The organism is Bacillus sp. FJAT-27001, assembly GCF_019039175.1.
GTDB classification, from domain to species: domain Bacteria; phylum Bacillota; class Bacilli; order Bacillales; family Bacillaceae; genus Bacillus; species Bacillus velezensis.
In genome coordinates this window covers 1-24,318 of the sequence record NZ_JAHOAA010000010.1, presented here as the reverse complement: position 1 = coordinate 24,318, position 24,318 = coordinate 1, and the positions used below count along the sequence as shown (strand labels likewise).

General features: G+C 45.0%; 25 protein-coding genes and 2 other annotated features. All 25 genes read right to left on the bottom strand.

The genetic code is table 11. The features are described from left to right. Positions 1–2 precede the first annotated feature (2 nt). Positions 3–3,584 carry a DNA-directed RNA polymerase subunit beta gene (gene rpoB / locus BGM27_RS18880; protein WP_003156440.1) on the bottom strand — a complete coding sequence of 1,194 codons (3,582 nt, stop codon included), beginning with the start codon at positions 3,582–3,584 and terminating at the stop codon, positions 3–5. A 244-nt stretch (positions 3,585–3,828) separates the two neighbouring features. Further along, on the bottom strand, positions 3,829–4,434 hold the full coding sequence (locus BGM27_RS18875) for a class I SAM-dependent methyltransferase (protein ID WP_007410397.1): 606 nt from the start codon (positions 4,432–4,434) through the stop codon (positions 3,829–3,831). 91 nt (positions 4,435–4,525) lie between these two features. Next, positions 4,526–4,897 carry a 50S ribosomal protein L7/L12 gene (rplL, locus tag BGM27_RS18870; RefSeq protein ID WP_003156436.1) on the bottom strand — a complete coding sequence of 124 codons (372 nt, stop codon included), beginning with the start codon at positions 4,895–4,897 and terminating at the stop codon, positions 4,526–4,528. Between the two features lie 41 nt (positions 4,898–4,938). Further along, positions 4,939–5,439 (bottom strand): 50S ribosomal protein L10, encoded by a 501-nt coding sequence (rplJ, locus tag BGM27_RS18865; protein WP_007410396.1) that lies wholly within the window; start codon positions 5,437–5,439, stop codon positions 4,939–4,941. Between the two features lie 63 nt (positions 5,440–5,502). Then, positions 5,503–5,645: a sequence feature (ribosomal protein L10 leader region), on the bottom strand. 48 nt (positions 5,646–5,693) lie between these two features. Further along, the gene (gene rplA / locus BGM27_RS18860) at positions 5,694–6,392 is read right to left on the bottom strand and encodes a 50S ribosomal protein L1 (protein WP_003156431.1); all 699 of its coding nucleotides are present in this window, start codon (positions 6,390–6,392) and stop codon (positions 5,694–5,696) included. 94 nt (positions 6,393–6,486) lie between these two features. After that, on the bottom strand, positions 6,487–6,912 hold the full coding sequence (gene rplK, locus BGM27_RS18855) for a 50S ribosomal protein L11 (protein WP_003156430.1): 426 nt from the start codon (positions 6,910–6,912) through the stop codon (positions 6,487–6,489). A 167-nt stretch (positions 6,913–7,079) separates the two neighbouring features. Then, positions 7,080–7,613, bottom strand: a complete 534-nt coding sequence (gene nusG, locus BGM27_RS18850) for a transcription termination/antitermination protein NusG (protein WP_003156423.1) — start codon at positions 7,611–7,613, stop codon at positions 7,080–7,082. Between the two features lie 167 nt (positions 7,614–7,780). Continuing rightward, positions 7,781–7,960: a preprotein translocase subunit SecE gene (secE, locus tag BGM27_RS18845; RefSeq protein ID WP_003156422.1), complete on the bottom strand. Its 180-nt coding sequence runs from the start codon at positions 7,958–7,960 to the stop codon at positions 7,781–7,783. Positions 7,961–7,992: 32 nt separating this feature from the next. Next, positions 7,993–8,142: a 50S ribosomal protein L33 gene (gene rpmG / locus BGM27_RS18840; protein WP_003156421.1), complete on the bottom strand. Its 150-nt coding sequence runs from the start codon at positions 8,140–8,142 to the stop codon at positions 7,993–7,995. Between the two features lie 85 nt (positions 8,143–8,227). Continuing rightward, positions 8,228–8,884 (bottom strand): RNA polymerase sporulation sigma factor SigH, encoded by a 657-nt coding sequence (gene sigH / locus BGM27_RS18835; protein WP_003156415.1) that lies wholly within the window; start codon positions 8,882–8,884, stop codon positions 8,228–8,230. 62 nt (positions 8,885–8,946) lie between these two features. After that, positions 8,947–9,459 carry a ribosome-dependent mRNA decay endonuclease Rae1/YacP gene (gene rae1, locus BGM27_RS18830; protein WP_003156414.1) on the bottom strand — a complete coding sequence of 171 codons (513 nt, stop codon included), beginning with the start codon at positions 9,457–9,459 and terminating at the stop codon, positions 8,947–8,949. Positions 9,460–9,465: 6 nt separating this feature from the next. Beyond that, the gene (gene rlmB, locus BGM27_RS18825; protein ID WP_007410395.1) at positions 9,466–10,215 is read right to left on the bottom strand and encodes a 23S rRNA (guanosine(2251)-2'-O)-methyltransferase RlmB; all 750 of its coding nucleotides are present in this window, start codon (positions 10,213–10,215) and stop codon (positions 9,466–9,468) included. Next, on the bottom strand, positions 10,199–10,630 hold the full coding sequence (locus BGM27_RS18820; RefSeq protein ID WP_003156412.1) for a Mini-ribonuclease 3: 432 nt from the start codon (positions 10,628–10,630) through the stop codon (positions 10,199–10,201). Before BGM27_RS18820 ends, rlmB begins: the two co-directional genes overlap by 17 nt. A 4-nt stretch (positions 10,631–10,634) precedes the next feature. After that, positions 10,635–12,035: a cysteine--tRNA ligase gene (cysS, locus tag BGM27_RS18815; RefSeq protein ID WP_007410394.1), complete on the bottom strand. Its 1,401-nt coding sequence runs from the start codon at positions 12,033–12,035 to the stop codon at positions 10,635–10,637. Beyond that, complete coding sequence (gene cysE / locus BGM27_RS18810; RefSeq protein WP_007410393.1) at positions 12,032–12,685, bottom strand: serine O-acetyltransferase; 654 nt, start codon at positions 12,683–12,685, stop codon at positions 12,032–12,034. Before cysE ends, cysS begins: the two co-directional genes overlap by 4 nt. A 74-nt stretch (positions 12,686–12,759) precedes the next feature. After that, positions 12,760–12,993, bottom strand: a binding site (T-box leader). A 2-nt stretch (positions 12,994–12,995) separates the two neighbouring features. Then, positions 12,996–14,447 carry a glutamate--tRNA ligase gene (gene gltX / locus BGM27_RS18805; RefSeq protein WP_020953851.1) on the bottom strand — a complete coding sequence of 484 codons (1,452 nt, stop codon included), beginning with the start codon at positions 14,445–14,447 and terminating at the stop codon, positions 12,996–12,998. Between the two features lie 91 nt (positions 14,448–14,538). Continuing rightward, positions 14,539–15,015 carry a 2-C-methyl-D-erythritol 2,4-cyclodiphosphate synthase gene (ispF, locus tag BGM27_RS18800; protein WP_003156407.1) on the bottom strand — a complete coding sequence of 159 codons (477 nt, stop codon included), beginning with the start codon at positions 15,013–15,015 and terminating at the stop codon, positions 14,539–14,541. Beyond that, positions 15,008–15,706 (bottom strand): 2-C-methyl-D-erythritol 4-phosphate cytidylyltransferase, encoded by a 699-nt coding sequence (gene ispD, locus BGM27_RS18795; protein ID WP_007410391.1) that lies wholly within the window; start codon positions 15,704–15,706, stop codon positions 15,008–15,010. The genes ispF and ispD overlap by 8 nt, the downstream gene beginning before the upstream one ends. Before the next feature lie 12 nt (positions 15,707–15,718). Next, a complete protein-coding gene (locus BGM27_RS18790) occupies positions 15,719–16,819 on the bottom strand; it encodes a PIN/TRAM domain-containing protein (protein WP_003156403.1) in 1,101 nt (366 codons plus the stop codon). 115 nt (positions 16,820–16,934) lie between these two features. Beyond that, positions 16,935–18,017 carry a DNA integrity scanning diadenylate cyclase DisA gene (gene disA, locus BGM27_RS18785; protein WP_007410390.1) on the bottom strand — a complete coding sequence of 361 codons (1,083 nt, stop codon included), beginning with the start codon at positions 18,015–18,017 and terminating at the stop codon, positions 16,935–16,937. Between the two features lie 3 nt (positions 18,018–18,020). Continuing rightward, a complete protein-coding gene (gene radA, locus BGM27_RS18780) occupies positions 18,021–19,400 on the bottom strand; it encodes a DNA repair protein RadA (RefSeq protein ID WP_014304212.1) in 1,380 nt (459 codons plus the stop codon). A gap of 92 nt (positions 19,401–19,492) precedes the next feature. Continuing rightward, positions 19,493–21,925 carry an ATP-dependent protease ATP-binding subunit ClpC gene (gene clpC / locus BGM27_RS18775; RefSeq protein ID WP_007410388.1) on the bottom strand — a complete coding sequence of 811 codons (2,433 nt, stop codon included), beginning with the start codon at positions 21,923–21,925 and terminating at the stop codon, positions 19,493–19,495. Continuing rightward, on the bottom strand, positions 21,922–23,013 hold the full coding sequence (mcsB, locus tag BGM27_RS18770; protein WP_003156398.1) for a protein-arginine kinase McsB: 1,092 nt from the start codon (positions 23,011–23,013) through the stop codon (positions 21,922–21,924). Before mcsB ends, clpC begins: the two co-directional genes overlap by 4 nt. Further along, positions 23,013–23,570 carry a protein-arginine kinase activator protein McsA gene (gene mcsA, locus BGM27_RS18765; protein ID WP_007410387.1) on the bottom strand — a complete coding sequence of 186 codons (558 nt, stop codon included), beginning with the start codon at positions 23,568–23,570 and terminating at the stop codon, positions 23,013–23,015. Before mcsA ends, mcsB begins: the two co-directional genes overlap by 1 nt. A gap of 13 nt (positions 23,571–23,583) precedes the next feature. Then, positions 23,584–24,048, bottom strand: coding sequence for a transcriptional regulator CtsR (ctsR, locus tag BGM27_RS18760; RefSeq protein WP_003156396.1), 465 nt, complete (start codon positions 24,046–24,048; stop codon positions 23,584–23,586). Positions 24,049–24,318: the final 270 nt, after the last annotated feature.

Genomic DNA, 24,318 nt, shown 5'->3' with positions numbered 1-24,318 from the left:
GACTATTCTTTCGTTACTGCGTCACGTTCAACGTCTGGAGATGCTGTTTCTTCCGGCGCTTCATCACCTGATAATGCAAGGCCGTCAGCTTGTTTCGCATCTTCCTCGTCTTCTAGATCTCTCATTTCTATTTCTTCTTCATCGCCTGAAAGGATTTTTACGTCCATACCTAAGCTTTGAAGCTCTTTGATCAATACTTTGAATGATTCCGGAACACCAGGCTCTGGAACATTGTCGCCTTTGACGATGGCTTCATATGTTTTCACACGTCCGACCACGTCATCGGACTTCACAGTCAGGATTTCTTGAAGCGTGTAAGCTGCGCCGTAAGCTTCAAGCGCCCAAACCTCCATCTCACCGAAACGCTGTCCGCCGAATTGGGCTTTACCGCCGAGAGGCTGCTGCGTAACAAGTGAGTAAGGACCTGTAGAACGGGCATGAAGTTTATCATCAACCATGTGTGCCAGTTTGATCATGTACATGATTCCGACAGATACACGGTTGTCAAACGGTTCTCCCGTACGGCCGTCATAAAGAACTGTTTTAGCGTCTCTTGACATGCCTGCTTCTTCAAGTGTTTCCCACACATCTTCTTCACGCGCGCCGTCAAATACAGGTGACGCGATGTGAATGCCGAGGTAGCGGGCAGCCATACCCATGTGAAGTTCTAATACCTGACCGATATTCATACGTGATGGTACACCCAGCGGGTTAAGCATGATATCGATCGGCGTGCCGTCAGGAAGGTAAGGCATATCTTCTTCAGGAAGAATCTTCGAGATAACCCCTTTGTTTCCGTGACGTCCGGCCATTTTATCACCTTCAGAAATCTTACGTTTCTGAACGATATATACGCGTACAAGCTGGTTCACTCCCGGAGGAAGTTCGTCGCCGTCTTCACGGTTGAAGACTTTTACGTCGTGGATAATTCCGCCGCCGCCGTGAGGCACACGGAGAGAAGTATCACGGACTTCACGCGCTTTTTCTCCAAAGATCGCATGCAGAAGGCGTTCTTCAGCCGTAAGCTCAGTTACACCTTTAGGCGTTACTTTACCTACGAGAAGGTCTCCGTCGTTGACTTCCGCACCGATACGGATAATTCCGCGGTCATCAAGATTGCGAAGCGCATCTTCCCCTACGTTTGGAATATCGCGGGTGATCTCTTCCGGCCCAAGCTTTGTATCACGTGCTTCTGATTCATATTCTTCAATGTGAATAGATGTGTATACATCATCTTTCACAAGGCGTTCACTCATGATGATGGCATCCTCATAGTTGTAACCATCCCATGTCATGAAGCCGACCATTACGTTGCGGCCGAGAGCAAGTTCACCAAGCTCCATTGAAGGTCCGTCAGCAAGGATTTCTCCTTTGACTACTTCATCGCCGACACTGACGATCGGACGCTGGTTGTAGCACGTACCTTGGTTGGAGCGGACAAATTTCAGCAAGCTGTACTTATCCAGGTTGCCTTTTACTTTTTGGCCGTCAATTTCTTCATAACGGCGCACCCATACGTTTTTCGCTTCCACCCGTTCAACGATACCAGGGTGTTTACAAATAACGGCTGCACCGGAGTCTTTACCGGATACGTATTCCATACCCGTTCCGACGATCGGAGCTTCCGGCTGCATCAAAGGCACAGCCTGACGCTGCATGTTCGCTCCCATGAGGGCACGGTTCGAGTCATCGTTTTCCAAGAACGGAATACATGCTGTCGCAGCAGATACAACCTGTTTAGGAGATACGTCCATGTAATCCACGCGGTTGCGGGCTACAACGGTGTTTTCCCCTCTGAAACGCGCTACGATGCTGTCATCCAAGAAAGAACCGTCATCGCTCAGCTTAGCATTCGCTTGGGCTACGACATAGTTATCCTCTTCATCAGCAGTCAGGTAGTCGATTCTAGGCGTTACTTTTCCTGTTTCAGGATCAACGCGGCGGTATGGCGTCTCAATGAAACCAAAGCGGTTTACTTTCGCAAATGATGACAATGAGTTGATCAAACCGATGTTCGGGCCCTCAGGCGTTTCAATCGGACACATACGGCCATAGTGAGAGTAGTGAACGTCACGTACTTCCATACCTGCGCGCTCACGTGTCAAACCGCCCGGTCCGAGAGCTGACAGACGGCGTTTGTGTGTCAATTCAGCAAGCGGGTTCGTCTGATCCATGAATTGAGAAAGCTGTGAGCTTCCGAAGAACTCTTTAATAGACGCAATAACAGGTCTGATGTTAATCAGCTGCTGCGGCGTAATTGTATTCGTGTCTTGAATAGACATTCTTTCACGTACGACACGTTCCATCCGGCTTAAACCGATACGGAATTGGTTTTGCAGGAGCTCACCTACAGAACGCAGACGGCGGTTTCCGAGATGGTCGATATCATCAGTGTCGCCCACTCCGTGCAGGAGGTTGAAGAAGTAGCTGATAGAAGAAATAATATCAGCAGGCGTAATGTTTTTAATCGCCTCTTCGATGTAAGCATTGCCGATCACATTGATCGTCTGCTCTCCTTCTGCATCGGTAGGAGCATAGATTTTAATGGATTGAAGCATCACTTCATCCTCGACAACGCCGCCGTTAGGATAAAGTTTTCTGAAGCCGATTCCATTTTCTAAGTATGGCAGTACTTTATCAAGTGTTCTTCTGTCAAGAATCTGCCCTTTTTCAGCGAGAATTTCACCGGTTTCCGGATCCACCAGTGTTTCTGCAAGGCGCTGGTTAAACAGGCGGTTCTTGATATGAAGCTTTTTATTAATTTTATAGCGTCCTACATTCGCAAGGTCGTATCGCTTCGGATCGAAGAAACGGGAATCCAGCAAGCTTTTTGCGTTTTCTACTGTAGGCGGCTCTCCGGGACGAAGGCGCTCATAGATTTCAAGAAGCGCTTTGTCACTGTTTTCAGTGTTGTCCTTATCCAGTGTATTGCGGAGATATTCATTCTCACCAATGAGATCGAGAATCTCTTGGTCGGAACCGAAGCCGAGAGCACGCAAAAGAACCGTAACCGGCAACTTACGTGTGCGATCAATGCGGACATACACAACATCTTTCGCATCAGTTTCGTATTCTAACCATGCGCCACGGTTTGGAATGACAGTCGCGGTAAAACCTTTTTTACCGTTCTTGTCTACTTTACCACTGAAATATACACTTGGAGACCGAACAAGCTGAGATACGATAACACGTTCTGCACCGTTGATGATAAAAGTACCGGTATCTGTCATAATAGGGAAATCACCCATGAAGACATCCTGGTCTTTTACCTCTCCAGTTTCTTTGTTAATTAAACGAACCTTCACTCTCAGCGGAGCTGAGTAAGTCACATCACGTTCTTTTGACTCTTCAACGGGATACTTAGGATCTCCTAAACTGTAGTCAATGAACTCTAGAGAGAGGTTACCAGTGAAATCCTCAATTGGTGATATGTCTTGAAACATCTCTCTAAGACCCTCATCAAGAAACCACTGATAAGAAGAGGTTTGAATTTCAATGAGATTTGGTAATTCTAACACTTCGCTAATGCGAGCATAGCTTCTGCGCTGGCGGTGTCGTCCATACTGAACTAGTTGACCTGTCAACTGATTCACCCCTCAAATCATGCGTATTATATGTGTAATAAGCATCTCTTACGATAAAGAAATACTTTTACAAGACAAAAGAAAAAAGGGTTTCTAATTAAGAAAACCACATCCAAAAACAAATACCGATTTTATTAGCATTTCCATGTTTGTATAATTTATACATGCACTATGATTATTTCAGCATATCATGCAAAATATATACATTGGCATTTTACAATATTAACATAGCTGAAAATTCAAGTCAAACTTTTTTTGCTTTTATGATATAATAGCCTTTCTTTTTTTGAACCACAGAAACTTCGTCAAAAAGCTCCTTCAGTTTTTCAATGGCAGAAGGCCCGCCCTGTTTTTTCTGTATAACGATCCACAATTCACCTGAAGCCCTTAAATGCTCAGCGCTTTTTTCAAAAATGGCATGGACAACTTTTTTTCCGGCGCGGATTGGGGGGTTTGTAATAATAGAAGCAAATGTTTGAGCAGAATCAATATTTGAAAATAAATCACTCTGATAAATCCGAACGTTTTTTATTCCGTTTTTTTCTGCATTTTCATTTGACAGCTCTACGGCTCTTTCATTCACGTCAATCATGTGCACGGTCCGGTCTGTAAATTCACCGGCGAGTGACAGACCGATCGGGCCGTAACCGCAGCCTGCATCCAGGAAGTCACCATCGATCTCCGGCTCTTCAAACGCTTCAATTAAGACACGCGAACCGAAATCAACTTCCTTTTTCGAGAAAACGCCGCTGTCACTTGTGAATGTATAAGATCTGTTCCGCAGTGTAAATGACCATGTCTGTTTATCGCTTTTAACTGAAGGTTTTTCTGAATAATAGTGATCACTCATTATTAGAACCTCCTTTTATAATGGCACTTAAAGAAAAGCAAAGAAAAAGCCCGCCTCATAAAAGCGAGCTTCCCCTACAGGCAAGTGAAGATTACTTAACTTCTACAGAAGCGCCAACTTCTTCAAGTTTAGCTTTAAGCTCTTCAGCTTCTTCTTTCGCAATACCTTCTTTAAGTGGTTTTGGAGTGTTGTCAACAAGTTCTTTAGCTTCTTTCAAGCCAAGACCAGTGATTTCACGAACAACTTTGATAACTTTGATTTTCTGAGAACCTGCACCAGCAAGGATAAGGTCGAATTCGCTTTGCTCTTCAGCAGCGCCGCCAGCAGCAGCTCCGCCAGCTACAGCTACAGGAGCAGCAGCAGTTACGCCAAATTCTTCTTCGATTGCTTTTACTAGGTCGTTCAATTCAAGTACAGTTGCTTCTTTAACGGAAGCAATGATTTCTTCGATATTTAAAGCCATTTGAAATTCCTCCATTTGTTTTATTTTAGGGTAAAATCAGATTAAGCGCCTTGTTCTTCCTTTTGGTCTGCAACTGCTTTAGCTGCAAGTGCAAGGTTGCGAACTGGAGCTTGAAGTACGCTAAGCAACATAGAAAGTAAGCCATCGCGTGAAGGAAGTTCAGCAAGAGCTTTCACTTCTTCAACAGAAGATACTTTTCCTTCGATAACGCCCGCTTTGATTTCCAGAGCTTCGTGATTTTTCGCGAACTCGTTAAGAACTTTTGCCGGAGCGATAACATCTTCAGTACTGAATGCGATCGCATTCGGTCCAGTTAAGACATCATTCAAACCATCAAGTTCAGCTTGTTCAACCGCACGGCGAGTCATTGTGTTTTTGTACACTTTGAACTCTACGTTAGCTTCGCGAAGCTGTTTACGGAGTTCAGTTACTTCAGAAACGTTAAGTCCGCGGTAGTCAACGATGATCGTTGATTTGCTTTCTTTCAGTTTAGAAGCAATCTCTTCAACAACAACTTTTTTTGTATCAATTGCGCTGCTCATGGTTACACCTCCTGTAGATTTTGTGTAACACTTATACCGCTAGGTGATCACGACTGTGACGACGATTTCATATAAAAAGCCTCCATGTGGACATGGAGGCTGTATATACAAGCATACGTAACGTAATAGCTGTGATATATATACACCTCGGCAGGATATTAAGCCTCAACGGCCCCTGCTGTCTACGGTATAAATGACATATTATATTTTACAACATTTTGAATCATATCAGAATGCTGATCTAAAGTCAAATATTATTTTACGTTGAAAGTAGAAGCGTCTACTTTGACACCAGGGCCCATAGTAGAAGTAACGGCAACGTTTTTCACGTAAACACCTTTAGCCGCAGCCGGTTTTGCTTTCAGGATTGTATCATACATTGTTGTGAAGTTCTCAACAAGTTTTTCATCCTCGAAAGAAACTTTTCCGATCGGAACATGGATGTTACCAGCTTTGTCAACGCGGTATTCTACTTTACCAGCTTTGATTTCGCCGATTGCTTTTTCCACTTCGAATGTAACAGTTCCTGTTTTAGGGTTTGGCATAAGACCTTTCGGTCCAAGCACACGACCGATTTTACCGACTTCACCCATCATGTCAGGAGTCGCAACGATTACATCGAATTCGAACCAGCCTTGCTGGATTTTCGCGATGTAATCAGAATCGCCAACGTAGTCTGCACCGGCAGCTTCAGCTTCTTTTGCTTTTTCGCCTTTAGCGAATACAAGCACGCGCTGAGTTTTACCAGTTCCGTTAGGAAGTACAACTGCACCGCGGATTTGCTGATCGTTTTTACGAGGGTCAACCCCTAAACGAAAAGCAACTTCAACTGTAGCGTCGAATTTAGCTGTGTTTGTTTTTTTAGTAAGCGCCACTGCTTCAGCGACATCATAAGCTTTCGCACGGTCTACAAGCTTCGCAGCTTCAACGTACTTTTTACCTTTTTTAGCCATTTTAAAATTTCCTCCTTATGTGGTTATAGCGGAATAACCTCCCACGAATAAGGGTTGCGAACTTGTGAAAACTCGCAACCCGACAAGAAACAAATTAATCCTCGATAACGATACCCATACTGCGGGCAGTACCTTCAACCATGCGCATTGCCGCTTCAACGTCTGCTGCGTTTAAGTCAGGCATTTTCGTTTCAGCGATTTCGCGAACCTTATCGCGCTTAACGGTTGCCACTTTATTACGGTTTGGTTCACCAGAACCAGACTCAATTCCAGCTGCTTTTTTAAGCAATACTGCAGCAGGCGGAGTTTTTGTAATAAATGTAAATGAACGGTCTTCGTAAACCGAAATTTCAACAGGAATGATTAAACCAGCTTGGTCAGCTGTACGAGCGTTAAACTCCTTACAGAATCCCATGATATTTACACCGGCTTGACCTAGTGCAGGTCCAACTGGCGGCGCTGGGTTAGCTTTTCCAGCAGGAATTTGCAATTTTACAACTTTTACTACTTTTTTAGCCACGAGACACACCTCCTTAAGTCCGTGATGTGGTAATAGGGTAAACCCTCCCACTCAAGGTTTCATTCTTTATATGAATGACGAAATATCAAGCTAGCTGCCTTGGATTAGTCCAAGACGTACCTTTGCTATATTATCATTAATATATAGCAATTTCAAGTTTTTTCACATTACAATTTGTCGATCTGGGTAAATTCCAGTTCAACCGGCGTTTCACGGCCGAACATGTTAACGAATACTTTCACTTTGCTCTTATCATAATCAATCTCTTCAATTGATCCTGTAAAGTTGGCGAAAGGTCCGTCTATGACTTTGACTGTCTCATTCAATTCAAAATCAATGTCGGTTTTCCGCTCATCCATGCCCATGCGTTTTAAGATGGTTTCCGCTTCGCCAGGAAGAAGCGGAGTCGGCTTTGAGCCTGAACCGGCTGATCCGACGAATCCGGTAACGCCCGGCGTGTTGCGGACCACATACCAGGAATCATCAGTCATGACGATTTCAACAAGCACATAACCCGGGAACACTTTCTTTTTGACTACTTTTTTCTTGCCGTTCTTAATATCAGTCTCTTCTTCTTCAGGGACGACAACGCGGAAAATTTTATCCTGCATTCCCATTGATTCCACACGTTTTTCAAGGTTCGCTTTTACTTTGTTTTCATAACCGGAATACGTATGAACAACATACCAATTCTTTTCCATTCTATCAGGACTCTGCAGTCCTTCCCTCCCCGCATTTAAAAATGAAGTGTAAAACAAAAAATAGGCTCAGGGCCTATGAATCCTTTTTTCAACAACACAATAAAAAACCCGCTGAACGGGTTTTGGCAAACGATATTATGATCTATTATAGCACGTATTGCTGATCATTATTCAACTATTAAACGAATTAATTGAGAAATTCCTGTATCAAGGAGGGCAAAAAAGATAACAAAAAAGATAACCGTTGAAATCACCGTGATCGTATAGCGCGTTAACTCTTTGCCTTTAGGCCAGCTAACCTTTTTCATTTCTTTCCCAACATCTTTAAAGAAACTCATCATGCGCATGTAAAAGACCTCCACAATTTAAAAAGCGAACACTATTTTGTTTCTAAATGAGCTGTATGTGAATTGCAAGTGCTGCAGTACTTCTTAACTTCTAACCGCTCAGCCGCTGATGCAGAGCTTTTCATTGTCGTATAATTACGATTTCCGCATGTTTTGCATGCCAGCGTAATCTTTTTTCTCATGTCGTTACACCTTTTCCTAAACATTCATTTATCTTAATAAAATAGCACAGTCAGAAAAATTCTGTCAATATGACACAGAAACCTGCTACAGGCTGATCTCTCTTATTTCTAAATACTTTTCAAGCTTGCGCTTCACGCGCTGCAGGGCATTATCGATTGATTTTACGTGTCGGTTTAAGTCATCTGAAATCTCTTGGTAACTTCTTCCGTCCAAGTACAAAACAAGCACCTTTCTCTCCAGATCGCTCAGCAGTTCTCCCATTTTCATTTCGATATCATCAAATTCTTCCTGATTAATAATCATCTCTTCAGGATTTAACGTTTTAGCGCCTGAAATGACATCAAGCAGTGTTCTGTCAGATTCTTCATCAAAAATAGGTTTGTCTAAAGAAACATAGGAATTTAAAGGAATGTGTTTCTGACGGGTAGCTGTCTTTATTGCGGTAATAATCTGGCGGGTAATGCATAATTCTGCAAAAGCTTTAAATGAAGTAAGCTTGTCCTCTCTAAAGTCTCGGATAGACTTATATAAGCCTATCATCCCTTCCTGTACAATATCTTCTCTGTCGGCCCCTATTAAAAAATAAGACCTTGCTTTCGCCCGTACAAAATTACGGTACTTCGTAATCAAGTAATCTAACGCATCACTATCCCCAACATGAACCTTTTCAATGACCTGCTCGTCCTCCAACTGGCAAAATTGCACTTTGTTGAACTTTCCCTTGCTGTTCTGTAGATTCACTGCGATCCCCCCGGCGCACGTAGATAGAAATATTATACATTAATGGGCGAAAAAGCGTCAACCTAATCCAGACCGCCTCGGCGCCACTTTTCAAACGTTTTCAAAACCTCTTCGGACAGCTCGATTTTACCCGGTGGTTTTTCAGAAGTGATCTTTGAAACCCGCCTTTGAATCCGGCGTTCTATCGTATCCACTTCCCTCAGGAGCTCCCGGGCGGATTTACGGAGAGCCCCTTGTCCGAAAATCGCCCACTGCTCCGTATAATCGGAGGTTGCGACATGAATCTGTGTCGCAATATTATTCAGCGCCTGGGCAAGCTTCTCGATCCGCTCATCCGCCGTTTCATTCTCCCGTGTGAAAATCACTTCGACTCTGTGATTCGTTTGTTTTTTCTCTATGCCTTTTACCAGGTGTGCGTCAAACACCACAATGACTCTGATTCCCGTGTAGGACTGATATTCCGCCATCTTCTGGATCAGTACATCTCTCGCTTCTTCAAAACTGTTCGCTTTTAAATCCTTTAGCTGCGGCCAAGCTCCAATCATGTTGTATCCGTCTACTAACAGGATGTCCATCTGTCTTCATTCCCCTAAAGGATTGCGCTTCCGGTAGACTTCATACATGAGAAGGCCGGCCGCTACCGACGCATTCAGAGAAGTGACTTTTCCGGCCATCGGAAGCTTAATGAGAAAATCACATTTCTCTTTCACAAGCCGGCCCATTCCTCTGCCTTCGCTTCCGATAACGAGCGCCAAAGGCATCTTGCCGTCCATAGAGCGGTAGTCTTCCCGGGCGGATGCATCCGTTCCGACGACCCAAATCCCCCGCTCCTTCATTTCATCAAGTGTCCGGGCAATGTTGGTCACCTTCACGACGGGAATGTGTTCAATCGCACCGGTCGAAGCTTTTGCGACCGTCGAAGTCAGTCCGACCGCTCTGCGTTTCGGAATCACGATGCCGTGTGCACCGACAGCGTCAGCCGTTCTCATGATGGAACCGAGATTATGAGGGTCTTCCAGCTCGTCCAGTATGAGAAAGAAAGGCTGTTCGTTTCTCTCTTCCGCTCTTTTATATAATTCGTCTAATTGTGCATATTCATATGCCGCCACCTGGGCGACAACACCCTGATGCTGCCCCTCCACCATCTGATCGAGTTTTTTCCTCGGTACAAATTGAATGGTGACGCCGCGCTTTTTAGCAAGCTCCATAACTTGCTGGGCCTGTCCTTTTACTGTGTTTTCCGCCATCCATAACTTATACAGCTTGCGATCTGACTTCAACGTCTCAATCACCGCGTTTTTTCCTATGACGTAATCATGTTGCTGACTCATTTGTTTTCCTCCCTGACGTCCCGACTTGTATAGCCTCAGCAATCAGCTGATTCAGTCTTTCTTCTCTTTTCTCAAGAAAAAGGTATCCGAGTAAAGCCTCAAAAGCTGTACTATGGCGGTACGTCTGTACATCTGTGTTTTTAGGCGTCGTCCCTGATTTCGCGTTTCTGCCTCTTCTCAGCACGGCTTCCTCTTCCTCCGTGAAAAAGGATTCGTCCTGAAGGCGGAACAATATGTCTGCCTGTGATTTTGCCGATACAATCCGGCTCGCCTTCTTATGAAGGTCATTCGGTTTCGTAAAGCCCTGCTTAAGCAGGTGATGCCGGACGTATATTTCAAAAATGGCATCACCCATATAAGCAAGCGCAAGACCGTTTAACTGCTTTGAATCTTTGATTTGTTCAAATTGAAGCATCCGCTTACTCTCCCCGCTTCCAGCGAGTTCCCTGGGCCGTATCTTCAAGAATGATATTCATGCTTTTCAGCTGATCGCGAATCTGGTCTGACAAAGCAAAATCGCGATTGCGGCGGGCTTCATTTCTCTTCTCAATCAACTCTTCAATCTCTTCGTCGACAAGCTCTTCTTCGCCGAGCGTAAGTCCGAGAACAGATCCGATTCTGTCAAACATGCTGATAAAGGCTTTAATGACGTGATCCGCCGTATTGTCTTCCTGCATGTAGTAATTGGCGAGCTTCGCCAGATCAAACCAAACGGAAATCGCATTCGCCGTATTAAAATCATCATCCATTGCTTCTTCAAACGCAGTGCGGTGCTCTTCGATTTTAGCAAGCCATTCCTCATCATTGTCAGTCAGATTCGTGCTGCTAATCAAACGATGGTTTAAATTACTGTAGGCCGTCTTCAGGCGGTTAAACGCGTTTTTTGTTTTCTCAAGCAGCTCTTCCGAATAGTTGATCGGGTGGCGGTAATGAACGGACAGCATGAAAAATCTCAAAAGCTGCGGGTCATATTGCTTAATGATATCGTGCACCAAAACAAAGTTGCCGAGCGATTTTGACATTTTCTCATTATCGATATTGATATATCCGTTGTGAAGCCAGTATTTTGCGAATGTCTTGCCTGTTAATGCTTCAGATTGGGCGATTTCGTTTTCATGGTGCGGGAATGTCAGGTCCTGACCGCCGGCATGAATATCGATTTCGTCACCCAAATACTTTTTCACCATTGCGGAGCATTCAATATGCCAGCCCGGGCGGCCTTTTCCCCAAGGGCTATCCCATGAAATTTCTCCGTCCTTAGCAGCTTTCCAAAGAGCAAAGTCCAGCGCATCCTCTTTCTTCTCGCCGACACGGATACGCGCGCCTGATCTGAGTTCATCAATTGATTGCTGAGATAGCTTGCCGTACCCTTCGAAGGCCCTTGTTTTGAAATAGACGTCGCCTTCTGATTCATAAGCGTAGCCTTTTTTAATCAGTTCGCTGACAAATTCAATAATGGCACCCATGTTTTCCATGACCCGGGGGTGAAGATCCGCTTTCCGGCATCCGAGGGCGCCCACATCTTCAAAATACGCTTTAATGAACCGTTCAGAAACGGTCGGGACGTCCTCGCCGAGCTCGTTGGCCGCCTTAATCAGTTTGTCGTCAACATCGGTGAAATTCGATACGTATTGAACATCGTATCCTTTATACTCTAAATAGTTGCGTACTGTATCATACACAATCGCCGGACGGGCGTTGCCGATATGAATATAGTTGTATACAGTCGGTCCGCACACGTACATTTTTACTTTGCCTTCCTCAAGAGGAACGAATGTTTCTTTTTTCCGTGTCAATGTATTATAAAGTGTAATGGTCATTTTTGGTTGATCCTTTCTTTTTTATCTTCCAGTTCAGCCTGCAGTTCAAAAATCTGCTGCTCCAATGCTCTTAACCGGTCAGCAACCGGATCGGGCAAGTCTTGGTGATTGAGATCGCGTTTGATTTTTCTTCCGTTCTGAATGACGACTTTCCCCGGTATGCCGACAACGGTTGAAAAGTCGGGAACATCACGAAGCACAACGGAGCCGGCCCCTACTTTAGAACCCTGCCCGACCGTAATAGAGCCGAGCACCTTCGCTCCGGTTGCAATTAAAGCATCATCTTTTATGGTCGGATGCCGCTTCCCCTTTTCTTTTCCCGTTCCCCCGAGAGTGACACCTTGGAATACCGTCACGTTATTGCCGATTTCACATGTTTCCCCTATGACGACCCCCATACCGTGGTCAATGAAAAACCTTCTCCCGATGGTCGCGCCGGGATGGATTTCAATTCCGGTAAAGAAACGGGCAATCTGTGATATCAGGCGCGCCAGGAAGAAAAATCTCCGTTTATATAAAGCATGTGCAATCCGATGCGCCCATATAGCATGTAAACCAGAATAAGTTAAAACAACTTCGAAATAGCTTCTTGCTGCCGGATCTTGATCGAACACTGTATCTATGTCTTCTTTTAGCATTTTAAAAAACACATGCTTCCCCCCATTCTCTCCCCGCTCCAGTCTGTTTTTCCGCCTATAAAAAAAGCGTCTCTGCATGTAAACATGACAGAGACGCTTTTACCGCGCGGTTCCACTCTGTTTGAAAAACAAGTCACTGTTTTCCCAACTTAAAAGCCGGTAACGGCGGCGGCCGCCTTTAAATACTGATTTCCGCAGAAATGTTCTTCAAAGGTCTTAAGGGCGCACTTCTAAAACATGACGCATGAATCTCTCTCAGCCGATGAAGATTCTTTCTGTAATGGTCATTGTTTTATACTCTTCCCTGTCAACAATCGTATATTTAAATGCTTTTCAGGCGTCTGACGGCTGTTTCTCTGCCGATCAGCTCAATGGCCTGCGGAAGCTCAGGACCGTGTGTCTGACCGGTAACCGCTACGCGAATCGGCATGAACAGCTTTTTGCCTTTATGACCTGTTTCTTTCTGAACAGCTTTGATTGAGGCTTTGATCAGCTCAGGCGTAAATTCTTCAAGCTCTTCAAGCTTCGCAGCAAATACGCTGAGCACTTCAGGCACCTGTTCCTCTTCCAGAACGGCTTTTGCCTCTTGATTATACTCGATCTCATCTTTAAAGAACAAATCAGTCAGCTCGACAATTTCAGCGCCGTAGCTCAATTGCTCATGGTAAAGAGAAATTAATTTACGAACCCATTCCTGCTCCTCGGCAGAAAGCTCAGTGCCGACTTTTCCTGCTTTTTGCAGGTGCGGCAGGGTCAGCTCAACCACTTGATCAAGATCCAGCGCTTTGACGTATTGGTTGTTGACCCATTTCAGTTTATGCATATCAAACAGAGCCGGTGACTTAGACAAACGATTTACATCAAAAATTTCAATGAATTGTTCTCTTGTGAAAAGCTCTTCTTCACCGACGGGAGACCGGCCGAGAAGTCCGATAAAGTTAAACAGCGCTTCAGGCAGGTAACCCAGCTCATCATACTGCTCAATAAACTGGATAATTGATTCATCACGTTTACTTAATTTTTTGCGGCTTTCGTTTACGATAAGCGTCATATGTCCGAAGACAGGAACATCCCAGCCGAATGCCTGGAAAATCATGATCTGTTTCGGTGTATTTGAAATGTGATCCTCACCGCGGAGCACGTGCGTCATTTTCATTAAGTAATCGTCAATCGCGACGGCAAAGTTATACGTCGGTGTTCCGTCTTTTTTGACGATGACAAAGTCGCCGATGCCGTCTGATTCAAAAGAAATCTCGCCTTTTACGATATCGTTAAATGCGATGATTTTCCCTTCCGGCACGCGGAAACGGATGCTCGGCTGTCTGCCTTCGGCTAAAAACTGCTCCTGCTCTTCCTGAGTCAGGTTTCTGTGTTTGCCGGAATAGCGCGGCATTTCCCCGCGGGCGATTTGCTCTTCACGTTCTTTCTCAAGTTCTTCTTCCGTACAGAAACATTTATAAGCAAGCCCTTTTTCAAGAAGCTCTTCATAGTACTTTTTGTAAATGTCGTTACGCTCAGACTGGCGGTACGGGCCGTATTCTCCGCCGATATCCACACTTTCATCCCAGTCCATGCCGAGCCATTTCAAATAGTTGAGCTGGCTTTGCTCTCCGCCTTCAATATTTCGCTTTTTGTCCGTATCCTCAATCCGGATAATAAACTTTCCGCCTTGGCTGCGGGCAAATAAATAGTTAAAAAGCGCCGTTCTGGCGTTACCGATATGCAAATGTCCGGTCGGACTCGGTGCATAACGAACGCGTACTTCATTTCCCATGTTCAAATACTTCCTTTCATCTCGTCTGTAGCCTCTAGCCGAATATATGTATCTATTCTACCACCAAATAGACCGGGCATCAAAACAATGATCAGGCTTTTTGGATCAGAACGGTCGCCTGAGCGGCAATTCCTTCGGCTCTTCCGGTAAACCCGAGCTTTTCTGTTGTCGTCGCTTTTACGTTTACTTGAGAGACGTCCGCCTCAAGGCCTTCCGCTATCCGTTTTCTCATAGCATCAATATGCGGCGCCATTTTCGGCTTTTGCGCAATAATCGTGCAGTCTATATTTCCGAGTACGTACCCTTTTTCTTTTACAATGTTCCAGACATGCTGAAGCAGCTTAAAAGAGTCCGCATCCTTGAATTCCGGATCAGTATCCGGGAAATGCTTGCCGATATCTCCTTCACCTGCCGCTCCGAGACACGCGTCTGCGACTGTATGCAGCAATACATCAGCATCTGAATGTCCGAGCAGCCCCTTTTCATAAGGAATTTCAATTCCGCCGATGATGAGAGGACGGCCTTCCGTTAATTGATGCACATCAAATCCTTGTCCGATTCTAAACATTATGATTCCCACTTTCCGCTTTCATGATTGCTTCCGCAAATATCAGGTCATCCGGCGTTGTCAGCTTAATATTGGTATAGCTGCCTTCAACGATACTCACCTGATATCCATCAAGACGCTCGACGAGGCTGGCGTCATCCGTCCCTAAGAAGCCTTTGTTTTCCGCTTCCATATGCGCCGTCTTCAATAAAGAAAGACGAAAAGCCTGCGGCGTTTGAACGGCCCACAAGCTTGAACGATCAAAGGTCTCCGCAACCCGGGAGCCTTCCGCCCGTTTTATCGTGTCTTTCACAGGAACAGCCAGGACAGCCGCTCCCGCCTCCTCTGCTGTTTCCACGAGCTTATCGATATGCTGATGTGTGACAAACGGGCGCGCTCCGTCATGAACAAGGACGACCCAGTCCTTATCAATCACTTTCAGTCCTTCGTATACACTGTGCTGACGCTCCGCACCTCCGGTAACAAGCTCAATTTCCGTCTGAATCGGAAATTGGGCCAGCAGCTGGCGAAAATCTTCCCGTTCACTCTCGTTTATCACCAGGATTATTTTCTGACAGGGTGCGTGACTTTCAAAAACCCGCAGTGTGTGTATAATAACAGGTGCACCTTTTAAGCTGATGAACAGCTTATTTTTCCCGGCCTTCATCCGTTTTCCTTGTCCGGCAGCCGGAATAACGACAACATACTCCATATGAACTCCCTCTTAAAGAGCTTTCTCAAGCAGCTTGGGCTTGGCAAAAATCATTCGTCCCGCCGCTGTCTGCAGTACGCTGGTTACGAGCACATCAATATGTTTCCCTATATAATTGCGGCCTTCTTCCACAACAATCATCGTCCCGTCATCCAAGTAAGCCACACCTTGATTATGCTCTTTCCCGTCCTTAATCACCTGCACATTCATCTCTTCGCCCGGAAGCACAACCGGCTTCACCGCGTTTGCAAGGTCATTAATATTCAGTACCGCAACCTTCTGAAGCTCACATACTTTATTTAAATTAAAATCATTCGTCACAACGACGCCGGATGTCAGCTTCGCAAGTTTGACAAGCTTGCTGTCAACCTCCTGAATGTCCTCGAAGTCGCCTTCATAAATTTCAACCGTAATATCCAGTTCCTTTTGAATGCGATTCAAGATATCCAGTCCGCGGCGTCCTCTGTTACGTTTTAAAACATCTGAAGAATCAGCGATATGCTGTAATTCCTCCAGCACAAATTGAGGAATGACAATGACGCCTTCTAAAAAGCCCGTCTGACAAATATCTGCAATTCTCCCATCAATAATAACACTTGTATCCAAGATTTTCAGCCTTTTATCCTGTTCCTCCTGCTCCTCATCAGCACTTCCCTTTTTCTTCTGCATTCTTGCAGAAATGGAGAAAAGACTGATCAGTTCATCCTTTTTCTTAAATCCGACTTGGAAGCCCAGGTAACCGAGAAAGAAAGCCAGAAAGACCGGAATGATCGTGCTGAATATACGGTACGGAATATTGTCCAGCGGAATCACGTTTACAATGAGATATGCGATGATAAGTCCAAAAACCAATCCGAGACTCCCGAATAACAGATCCGGCACCGGAGCTCTCAGCAAAGAATCTTCAATCCATTTTACCCAATTAATCACATATTCTGTCGTCCATATACTGATGAGAAAAAAGATAATAGCACCAATTGCAGCAGACGTATATGCGTTTGTTATTAAAGGTATGTCCTGTATATTTGACAGTACAAACAATTCAGGTATTAAAAAGATACCGACAACGCCGCCCACAATAATGAAGAACGCCTGAACTATTCGTTTTAACATACCTCCACCTCCTTTTAAGTAGCATTTTTTCAGCAGACTGGGTCAGAGCCTACAAATTCAGAATAAACAAAAACTAACAATAATATACCCGTATTCCGACAGGTTTAAGCGATTCTTAAAGCTGTCTATCTATATAGTGTTTTTCCTGAAGGCGTTTTAAGCCTTTTTTGATTTTTTTGGCGCGCACTTCGCCGATACCTTCGACATCATCAAGCTCTTCTACAGTGGCTTCCGTTATGCTTGGCAAAAATCCGAACGCCTCAACCACATTTTCAACAATCGGCATCGGCAGACGCGGAATTTTGTTCAGCAGCCTGTATCCTCTCGGGAGCACATAATCATCAAGATTGGTAGAAGCCGGATATCCAAGCAGCTTAAACAGAATGGAATCATCAAGCAGATCATAGCTGGACATATCCTGAAGCTCTTTTAACAGCACGAACGGATCTTTGATTTTTTCTTTGACATAGTCTTTAATGAAAAGTGCCGCCTCTTCTTCCATGTCCGTAATCAGTTCAATCACCTGCAGACGGATTAAGTGGCCTTCCGTTCCGAGTTCTTTAATATACATATTGATTTCATTTTTTATTCGGAGCACCATTTCATATCGATGCATGACGGACAGCACGTCACTGAATGTCACAAGCTCCTCAAACTCTAATGCGTTTAAAGCCGTAATCGTTTTGTCTAAGATGGTTTTATACTTCTCGAGCGTTTGAATGGCCTGATTTGCCTTTGTTAAAATAAAACCTATGTCCTTTAGTGTGTACTTCATGCTGTCCTGATATAACGTAATGACATTTCTGCGCTCTGAAATGGCGATGACGAGACAGCCGGTCTGCTTCGCCACCCGTTCCGCCGTACGGTGCCTCATTCCCGTTTCTGAAGAAGAAATGGTCGCCTCCGGCATAAGCTGCGTATTCGCATAAAGAATTTTCTGGCCGGAATCACTTAAAATAATGGCACCGTCCATTTTGGCCAGCTCGTATAAGTGAGCGGGCGCAAATGATGTATTAATATGAAAACCGCCATCCACGACTTGCTTTACCTTATCATTGTATCCGACAACAATCAGGCCGCCTGTATTTGCCCGAAGTACATTCTCTATCCCGGCTCTGAGCGGGGTGCCCGGTGCAACGAACTGCAGAATTGCAGACAGGTCAAGCTCTTGTTTCGCCCCTTTTTTCTCTTTTTCCATCTATTATGATCCTCCTAATGAAGTACGAAGCGCTTCTGCAACATTTGCTACTCCGACAACCTCAATCCCTTTTGGTATTGTCCACCCGTCTGCATTCGCCTCAGGTATAATCATGCGCTTGAAGCCGAGTTTTGCCGCTTCCTTTACGCGCTGTTCGATTCTTGACACCCTGCGGACTTCTCCTGTCAGACCCACTTCACCGATAAAGCAATCTGCGGGATTCGGCGGTGTATCTCTGAAGCTTGAGGCAATGCTGACGGCTACTGCCAAATCAATCGCCGGTTCATCCAGTTTGACCCCGCCGGCGACCTTTAAATACGCATCTTGATTTTGAAGCAAAAGACCCACCCGCTTCTCAAGCACAGCCATAATTAACGATACCCTGTTGTGGTCAATGCCTGTAGCCATGCGGCGCGGGTTTCCAAAACTGGTCGGTGAAATGAGCGCCTGGATTTCAACCAGAATCGGTCTCGTTCCTTCCATTGACGCAACGATACTCGAACCCGATGCCCCGGCAGAACGCTCTTCCAAGAAAATTTCAGAAGGGTTCAGCACTTCCGTAAGCCCCTCTTCCCGCATTTCAAAGATGCCCATTTCATTTGTGGAGCCGAAACGGTTTTTTACGGCCCGCAAAATACGGAATGTATGGTGCCGCTCTCCTTCAAAGTATAGAACGGTATCGACCATGTGCTCAAGCAATCTCGGCCCCGCGATCGATCCTTCTTTTGTGACGTGCCCGACGATAAAAATAGGTATGCCGTTTGTTTTCGCAATTTTCATCAATTCGGCCGTACACTCTCTTACTTGTGATACACTGCCGGGAGCTGAGGTGATATCACTTTGGTAAACGGTCTGAATGGAGTCTACGACAACAAATGCGGGTTTCATCTCTTGTATAGCAGACGAAATATACTCCATATCGGTTTCAGATAAAACATGTAACATTTGGCTGTTGATTCCAAGTCTGTCGGCGCGCAGCTTCGTTTGCTTCACGGATTCTTCCCCTGAAATGTAAAGCACGCTGCCGGCCGTATCAGCTAATTGTGCGGATACTTGGAGAAGGAGCGTTGATTTTCCGATCCCGGGATCGCCGCCGATTAATACTAACGAGCCTTTCACAACGCCGCCGCCAAGCACTCTGTTGAATTCTTCGAGCTTTGTTTGAACGCGGGGTTCTTCCGATGTTTCAATTGATGTAATGGGTGATGGTTTCTGGACGGTTTGAACGGAGTGGGAGAAAGCCGCCCGCCGATTCGCCGGCGCTTTTTTTATGGTTTCTTCCACCATTGTATTCCAAGCCCCGCAGCCCGGGCACTTTCCCATCCATTTTGCGGATTCATAACCGCATGAGTGGCAGATGAATTTTGTTTTTGATTTAGCCATATATGTGTAAGACCTCTTCCTTATCGAATATTTCTCTATATAACAAAGTGAGGCATACACTTGCTTACGTATGCCTCATGTTTGTCACTATATTAGTTCGTTTTAGCAGTTGTTTTTACGACAAATTCGCCGTCCTCAACATCAAGAACAATGTGCTGGCCTTTATCAATATTGCCTCTGAGGAGTTCTTCTGATAACCGGTCCTCCACATGCTTTTGAATCGCTCTTCTTAACGGACGTGCGCCGTATTCCAAATCGACGCCCTCTTCTGCCACTTTTGCTTTTGCAGCATCCGTCAGCTCGATAGAGAGATCTTGTTCTTTCAGACGTTTTGTTAACTGATCAGACATAAGCGACACGATGTCTGTAAGATGTTTTTTCTCAAGGGAGTGGAAGACGATAATTTCGTCAATCCGGTTGATAAACTCAGGTCTGAAGGCACGCTTCAGCTCTCCCATTACTTTGTCTTTCATGTCTTTATGGTTTTGTGATTCATCCTGCACATTGAAGCCCACATATTTGTTGCGTTTCAGCTCGCTCGCTCCGACGTTTGACGTCATAATCAGGATCGTGTTGCGGAAATCCACAGTGCGTCCTTTTGAATCAGTCAAGCGTCCGTCTTCAAGCACTTGCAGGAGTATGTTAAACACATCAGGGTGCGCTTTTTCAATTTCATCAAGCAGTACGACAGAGTAAGGTTTTCTTCTCACTTTTTCTGTCAGCTGGCCGCCTTCATCATAGCCGACATATCCCGGAGGAGAACCGACAAGACGTGAAGTTGAGTGTTTCTCCATGTATTCGGACATATCCACTCTGATCATCGCTTCCTCATCACCGAAAATGGATTCCGCCAGCGCTCTTGCCAGCTCTGTCTTCCCAACGCCTGTAGGGCCTAGGAAGATGAATGAACCAATCGGGCGTTTCGGGTCCTTCAGACCGGCTCTTGCACGTCTGACGGCCTTTGCAACGGCTACAACAGCTTCATCCTGGCCGATGACGCGGGAGTGCAGAATGCTTTCCATATTGAGAAGCTTATCTGTTTCCGTTTGGGCAATTTTAGATACAGGCACCCCGGTCCAGCTGGATACAACCATCGCGATATCCTCTACAGAAACTTCGGAGTTCTCCTGGCCTTGTTTTTCTTTCCAGGTTTTTTTCGTGTCTTCCACCTGTTCTCTCAGGCGCTGCTCCGTATCACGAAGGGAAGCCGCTTTTTCAAACTCCTGGCTCTGAACGGCAGCGTCTTTTTCCTTGCGAACTTCATCGAGTTTCTGCTCAAGCTCTTTTAAGTTCGGAGGCGTTGTGAACGAACGGAGACGCACTTTTGAACCGGCTTCATCAATTAAATCGATCGCTTTATCCGGAAGGAAGCGGTCAGAAATATAACGGTCGGACAATTTTACCGCCGCTTCAATCGCTTCATCGGTAATGGATACGCGGTGATGCGCTTCATAGCGGTCACGAAGCCCTTTTAAAATTTGAATGCTTTCATCGGCTGAGGGCTGATCCACCTGAATCGGCTGGAAACGGCGCTCGAGAGCGGCGTCTTTTTCGATATATTTACGGTATTCATCAAGCGTTGTCGCACCGATGCATTGAAGCTCTCCGCGGGCCAGTGAAGGTTTTAAGATATTCGACGCGTCAATCGCACCTTCTGCTCCCCCCGCACCGATCAGTGTATGCAGTTCGTCAATGAATAAAATAATATTGCCGGCCTGACGTATTTCATCCATTACTTTTTTCAAGCGGTCTTCAAATTCTCCGCGGTATTTCGTACCGGCTACAACCGTACCCATGTCTAATGTCATTACGCGTTTATCACGTAAAATTTCCGGCACTTCATTATTGATGATCTGCTGTGCGAGGCCTTCAGCAATCGCAGTTTTACCTACACCCGGTTCTCCGATAAGAACGGGGTTATTCTTCGTTCTGCGGCTTAATACCTCAATAACACGCTGAATTTCTTTGCTTCGGCCGATAACCGGATCAAGACTGTCTTCCTTCGCAATCGCAGTTAAATCACGCGCCAGACTGTCCAGCGTCGGCGTGTTTGCATTGCTGTTCGTACCGGATGCAGAAGATCCCGTCTCATTGCTTCCCAGAAGCTGCAGCACTTGCTGTCTCGCCTTATTCAAGCTGACACCGAGATTATTCAGAACTCTCGCCGCTACGCCTTCTCCTTCACGAATCAGTCCGAGAAGTATGTGTTCTGTTCCCACATAAGAATGTCCTAGCTTTCTGGCTTCATCCATGCTGAGCTCAATGACTTTTTTTGCTCTTGGCGTATAATGAATCGTTTGAGACATTTCCTGTCCCCGTCCGATTAAGCTCTCCACTTCTTTCTGAATTTTATCCGAACCGAGTCCGAGTGCTTGGAGTGCTTTAGCCGCAATCCCTTCTCCTTCACGAACCAGACCTAATAAGATATGTTCAGTTCCAATATTGTTATGGCCTAAGCGCAGTGCTTCTTCCTGTGCCAGTGCCAATACCTTTTGAGCTCGCTCTGTAAACCTTCCAAACATCATATCGAATCATCCTCCTGTCTATTTGCACTCATTTCTAAATGCAGCCTTTCCCTGATAAGAGCCGCTCTTCTCGCGTCTCTTTCGTTCGGCCGTAATGCACCGCCCGAATATTGCTGGAGAAAACCCGGCTGTGTCAAAATCATCAGTTCATTAAGTATATTGCTTGATAGCCCTTTAATGATCCCCAGGTCTATCCCCAGCCGAACGTCAGAAAGGCATTTCGCCGTTTCCTTTGATTCAATCATACGGCAGTTGGATAAAACACCGTAAGACCTGAATACCCGGTCCTCCAATTCAATTTTCGAGGTTTGGTAAAGCGCTTCTCGGGCTGAACGTTCCTGCTCAATCAGCTGGGCAGCCACACTGTTTAAATCATCTACAATGTCCTGTTCTGATTTTCCGAGTGTGATTTGATTTGAAATTTGAAAGATATTTCCTAATGCTTCGCTGCCTTCACCGTAAATTCCTCTAACAACTAAACCTAATTGGTTAATTGCCGGTATAATTCGATTCATTTGCCTAGTTAATACAAGGCCCGGCAAATGCATCATGACTGAAGCCCTTAGTCCCGTCCCTACATTTGTAGGACAGCTTGTTAAGTACCCTCTCTTCTCTCCAAAGGCGTAATCCACTTTCTCCTCAATCCAGTCATCAACCTGGTTTGCCGCTTTTATGGCATTGAGAAGCTGGAAGCCGGGGAAGAGGCATTGAATTCTGATATGATCTTCTTCATTTAACATAATGCTGACTTCTTCATTTTCAGAAAGCAGACAGCCGCCAAAAGGGGATTCCGTTAAATTCGGGCTGATCAGATGTTTCTCCATCAGCACCCGTTTTTCCAAAGGCTGAGCTTCACTCATTCTGATTAAATGAAATTGACCGATATCAGGCAGTTCTTTTCCTGAAAAGTGATCTTCGAATTGCTGAATGATGGATGAGGCTTCTTCATTCGTATACCGGGCGGGAAACTTTATATTTTCAAAGTTTCGGGCCAACCGTATACGGCTGCTGAGTACAATGTCACTTTCAGGTCCCTTTTGCTTCATCCAATTGCTTAGTGCGTCCTGAATAAAATGCTTGAGCGACATTACCCTTGTTCCCCCTCACTGTCTTTACTTTTTAACTTCTGCTCTAACGATCGGATCTGATCCCTGACCTCCGCTGCTCTTTCAAACTCTTCGTGGTGTATTAAAGATTCAAGTTCTTTTTTTAACATTTCCATTTGCCGTCTTACATGCAGGTTTCCGCCTATTCGTTTTGGAATTTTCCCGGCATGCACCGTATTCCCGCTGTGAACTTTTCGCAAGATCGGCGTAATTTGGCTGTAGAACGTATCGTAACATTCCGCACAGCCGAAACGCCCTGTTTTTCTCAGCTGCTGAAACGTCATACCGCATTTCTTACAAGCTGTCCCTTGCTCTGAATAGCCGAACATTTGAGAACCGGTGTTTTGAAATGAAGACTCCATATTCAGCAGCCCTGATAATAAATTATGGATCGAGAACCCTTGGTTTCCACTTATACTGTATGAATCGCTATTTTCTTTTGCACATTGTTCACAAATATGAACTTCTTGTTTTTCTCCATTAACAACTTTCGTAAAGTGAAAAGTGGCCGGTCTCTCATTGCATTCTTGACAAATCAATCTTTTCACCCGCTTACTTTAGTTTTAAAGATGTGAGCATTGCTTTCATCATTCTGGCTCTTAGTTCATCCCGTTCGGGCAAATCAATATATAGAACTGAACGATCCATTACACTCACCATCATTTTAGCTTCTCTTTCCGAAATAACTCCGTCCTCTAACAGTCTGAGAATAATGTCATCAGAGGCTGCCTGGGACAAGTGGGTATGAATCTGCGAAATAATATTATTGATGAGGACGACTTCGTTATTCATTTTAATTTTGATAATACGAATATAACCGCCGCCTCCCCGTTTACTTTCAACAATATATCCTCTTTCACTTGTAAATCTGGTGTTGATGACATAATTTATTTGGGAAGGAACACATTGAAATTTATCAGCGATTTCACTGCGTTTGATCTCTAAAATTTCTTTGCCATTTTGATCTAATACTTGTTTCAAGTACTGTTCAATGATGTCAGAAATATTATGTCCCACTCAACCCCCTCCTTCATTGACTTTGACTATATTTGACTTTAACCTTACTATAAGGTGTTTCGCAAAATTTTTCAACTGTATCGCTCTATCTCTATTATTTCCACTTTGCACAAGCATAAAACCTGCTTTTGCAAAAAGGCATATCGTTACGTTTCTCATATTATATAATGTATGCAGAAAAACACAAAAAAGGCAGCTCATAATGAGCTGCCTTTACCGTAATGATAGCTTGGCGGCGTCCTACTCTCACAGGGGGAAACCCCCGACTAC